The organism is Amycolatopsis rhizosphaerae, from assembly GCF_007713715.1.
Taxonomy (GTDB): domain Bacteria; phylum Actinomycetota; class Actinomycetes; order Mycobacteriales; family Pseudonocardiaceae; genus Amycolatopsis_E; species Amycolatopsis_E rhizosphaerae.
Map to the genome: position 1 here is coordinate 1 of NZ_VJWX01000624.1, position 3691 is coordinate 3691.

The 3691-nt window shown below is 69.2% G+C and carries 4 protein-coding genes; 3 read left to right on the forward strand and 1 reads right to left on the reverse strand.

Translation table 11 applies throughout. The annotated features are described in order from the left end of the window. On the reverse strand, nt 1-1143 hold a 1143-nt coding region (locus FNH05_RS34405), incomplete at its 3' end, for an EAL domain-containing protein (protein ID WP_246128119.1). A gap of 399 nt (nt 1144-1542) precedes the next feature. On the opposite strand from FNH05_RS34405, the gene FNH05_RS34410 reads away from it, so the two are divergent. The 3 genes from FNH05_RS34410 to FNH05_RS34420 all read left to right on the forward strand — a co-directional run bounded on the left by FNH05_RS34410 (nt 1543) and on the right by FNH05_RS34420 (nt 3537). Beyond that, on the forward strand, nt 1543-2505 hold the full coding sequence (locus tag FNH05_RS34410) for an AraC family transcriptional regulator (RefSeq protein WP_246128120.1): 963 nt from the start codon (nt 1543-1545) through the stop codon (nt 2503-2505). A 150-nt stretch (nt 2506-2655) separates the two neighbouring features. After that, on the forward strand, nt 2656-2859 hold the full coding sequence (locus FNH05_RS34415; RefSeq protein ID WP_326938100.1) for a transcriptional regulator: 204 nt from the start codon (nt 2656-2658) through the stop codon (nt 2857-2859). Nucleotides 2860-3249: 390 nt separating this feature from the next. After that, entirely contained in the window at nt 3250-3537 is a 288-nt protein-coding gene (locus tag FNH05_RS34420; RefSeq protein ID WP_144593033.1) for a DUF6343 family protein, read from the forward strand. Nucleotides 3538-3691 lie beyond the last annotated feature (154 nt).

Below are 3691 nucleotides of genomic sequence, written 5' to 3' on the forward strand. Positions count from 1 at the left end.
CACCAGTACGACGCCGAGGCAGCGGCCGTCGGGGTCGACCACGATGACGTCGTCGCCGCTGCGTTCGGTTTCGATGCCGGTGACCAGGTCCAGCAGTTCGAGCGCCCCCGCGCCCGCCCGGATCGTCCTGGGCGGGTCGGCCAGCCGTGCCGCGGGCCGGTTGGCGTGGAGCGCGTGGCCGAATGGGCCGGTCAGGTCGAGCAGAAAGCGCGTCCGGTTGATCGACCAGACGGGGCGACCGGCCTCGTCGATGCCGACGATGCCGGTCGGCGCGTCCTGCTCCAGCAGCGTCCGGCGCACCTCGTCGCAGGTGGCGTGGGCGGACAGCGTCGCCGCCGGCTTCAGGAAGTCCGTGACCAGCGGGGTGGCGTGCCCGTGCGGCACGGCGGGACCGGAGCCGATCCGCGTGCCGGTTTCCGCGGCGGGTAGCGCCGTCCCGGGTGGCGCGAACAGGTTTCCCTGCACGATCGAGATCCCGAGTTCCCGCACGGTCGCGAGCTGGTCACCGGTTTCGATGCCGGTGGCCGCCAGTCGAAGGCCGGTGCGGGCGGCGAAGTGGACCAGGGCCTCCACCAGCGCGACCGCGGGCAGGTCACCGGGCAGGCGGGACAGCGTCCTCCGGTCCAGTTTGATCAGTTCGGGGCCGGCGTCGGCGAGCAGGTTCAGCGGGATGTCGCCGTAGCCGAGGTTGTCGAGGGCGAGCCGGAAGCCGAGTTCGCCGAAGCGCCGGAGCCCGGCCAGCAGCGCCTTGGGCGACACCCCCTGGAAGGGCGAGCCGATTTCGAGCACGATTTCGCCGGGGCGGCGACCGCTGTCGCCCAGCGCCCGGGACAGCGAGTCGAGGACCAGTTGGGGCGCGGCCGCCGACAGTGCGGTCAAATTCAAGTGAAGCGGAAGAAGTGTTTCATAAGGCGCGTCCGCCTTGATCGCACCGGCGGCCAGTGCGAGGTCCACGGCGACCAGCCTGCCTTTTTGGCGGGCGTAGCGAAGCAGTTCGCGGATTTTTCCCGAGGCCGGTCTCGCCAGTGCCTCGACGCCGACGAGTCCGCCCGTGTGCAGGCTGTACAGGGGCTGGAAAGCGAAGCTGACCTGCCCGACCGCGGCTTCCACGAAGAAATCTTCGCCCGTTCGCGCGACATTCATGAGGCCCAGGAGAAATACTGTGGGCCATGTCACCGGGGCGCCGCCTGTGGTCCCATGAGCTGGGCGGATGGCCGCGGGGCCGAACTCGACACGAGTTTTGGCGGACGCAAGGGTTCAGTGGTGTCGAGAAAGCGCTCCCCTGCACGACGCCGTCACTTGGGGCAGAATGGAGGTTCGGCCTACTCCGCCACGACCCGAACAAGTGGGGAAACGCGGAGAGCGCATTCACTGTTGGCAGCCTGCAAGTTGCAGTCGGCAAAGCTCACCCGTTTGCCGGTACTCCTTCGCCCGAAAGTTCGGACAGTATGAGCCTGGAGGTGTAGGGGAGTCGGCCTCAACAGAACGTGAACCCGCGGCTGCCCAGGGCGAATGGGACGGTTTCCTCTCGAAAGATACGCGGTGTTCGAATCGCGGGACGCCGAGGCGACGCGGGAACGGGTCGGCCGCATCCTGCGTCCGCACCGGATGGATCTGCTCGGCCCAGACCCGCGGCTCGACGTCCGCATGCACTGCCGGCGGATGCGCAACATCGCGATCACCTATCTGTCCTACGGCTGCGCCGTCCGCCTGGAGGTCGGGGAGCTCGATTCGTTCTTCGCGGTCCTCGCGCCGATGACGGGCAGCGGCACCGTGCAGTGCGGTGGTGAGCGCGTCGCGACCGGCCCGGACCGGCTTTGCCTCCTCTCCGCGACGGACCCGGCGACCGTCCGCCTTTCGGCCGACTGCGGGCAGCTGATCGTGCGGATCGAGCGCTCCGCCATGGAGGCCCGCCTGTCCGAACTGATCGACGGCGCACTGCGGGAGCCGATCCGGTTCACCCCGGGCATGGACGTGGGTCGCGGGTACGCGCGCAGCTGGTTCGAGCAACTCGACTACGCGGTGCGGGATCTGGACCGGCCGGAGTCGCTCCTCGGCCACCCGCTCGCGGCCGAACAGTTCGAGCAGAACCTCATCACCGGACTGCTGCTCGCCCAGCCGCACAACTACACCCCGGTCCTCAACGGCGACGACCGTCCCGTCCCGTCGCGGCTGCTCGGGATCGCCGTCGACCTCATCGAGGGGCATCCCGAATGGGCGCACACCCCGGCCAGCCTCGCGCGGCACGCCGGGGTCAGCGTGCGTGCCCTGCAGAAGGCCTTCCGGGAACAGTTGGACACCTCGCCCAGCGAGTACCTCCGCGGGGTCCGGCTCCAACGGGTCCACGACGAGCTGAGCGCGGCCCAATACGACTCGACGACCGTGGGCGAGATCGCCAGCAAATGGGGGCTGCCGCACCACGGGCGGTTCGCCGCGTTGTACCGCGAGCGGTTCGGTGAGTCGCCGAAGCAGACGCTGAGCAGGCAACATGCGCGAAAGGGATAAGAGTGTTCGTGAATCGGATCGCCCGTAGCGCCGTGAACTTCTAACGTCGATCCTATGCTCAGCCACGAGAGTACTGTGGGGCCTCGTGTCGGATCTGGTGAATTTCCCCCCATCGGACGGTTGATCCGACTCGCCCGCCGAGAGCGGGGCATGACTCAGTACGACTTGGCGGACGCGCTCGTCGCCGCGTCCGGCAACACGAGTCTGGGGCGTGACGAGGTGTCACGCTGGGAGCGCGGCAAGCGCGTGCCTGGCCCGTACTGGCGGGGCTGGCTCAGCGTGGTGCTCGGGGTCGCGCCGGACCGGCTGCGGGCCTGCGCCCGGGTGGCGAAGGAGCTTCGCTGGCGGCAGTGAGCCCAGCGCCCGCCCCGCGCTGATCCGCGGGAGGGCGGGAGCATTTCATTTTGAACACGAGGACTCGTTCCCGCGCGAGTTTTCTCCTAGACTTCGCCGGGTTGCCGGACGAGGAGGTCCGGCTCTCCGGTGTTCCCGAACCTCGTCGTGGCCGTCCGCGGCCCGGCGTCGGCGCGGTCTTGGCAGCGTGCTGCCGCACGCGGCCATCCCGGTGCACCGGCCGGCAGCCTCAACGGCGAGGATGTCGGCCGGTGCCGCCGGATCCGCCGGACTTGTCTACTGTGGACTTCCCTGTTCTTCACCTTGGGTGCACGGATGTCTACTTAGGATATTCGTGCGAGGGCGGGCCGTGGGAGTGTGGCCGGGCCGGTGACCGGGTATCCGCGACCAATGAAGTTTCCGCGAGAGAAGCCCCGCACTCGGGAGGAGTACGAGCGGGGCCTGCCCGGCTACCACGACCCGACCTCCGGCTACGGCGGCGCCGCCCCCGCCTACAGCGCGCTGACCCTGCGGCTGGTGCTGTCCGCCCTGGGATTCGTGGTGTGTGTCGGGGGCGCCGTGCTGTTCGGTTACTTCCAGATGTGGTGGATTTCGGGGATCCTGGGGATCCTCGCGGTGGGCGCGGTCATCGATTTTCTCTGGGTGCTCCACCGCAAACAGCGCGGCGAGCCCGGGTAGGACCTGTTTCGGAAGTGGTTCGTGTGGCGGTGCCGGGGGTGGGTAGCCGACGAAGGTGAAGCGGAGAAGGTCGTTCCGGGATCGGCGCGCCGGCGGGGCGCGGCTGGCGGCGGAGTTGTCCCACCGCCGCTGGCACGATCCACTGGTGCTCGGG

Excerpts from the sequence above, each read along its gene's own strand:
- FNH05_RS34415 (WP_326938100.1), top strand. The coding sequence starts at position 2,656 with ATGACTCAGTACGACTTGGCGGACGCGCTCGTCGCCGCGTCCGGCAAC.
- FNH05_RS34420 (WP_144593033.1), top strand. The coding sequence starts at position 3,250 with ATGAAGTTTCCGCGAGAGAAGCCCCGCACTCGGGAGGAGTACGAGCGG.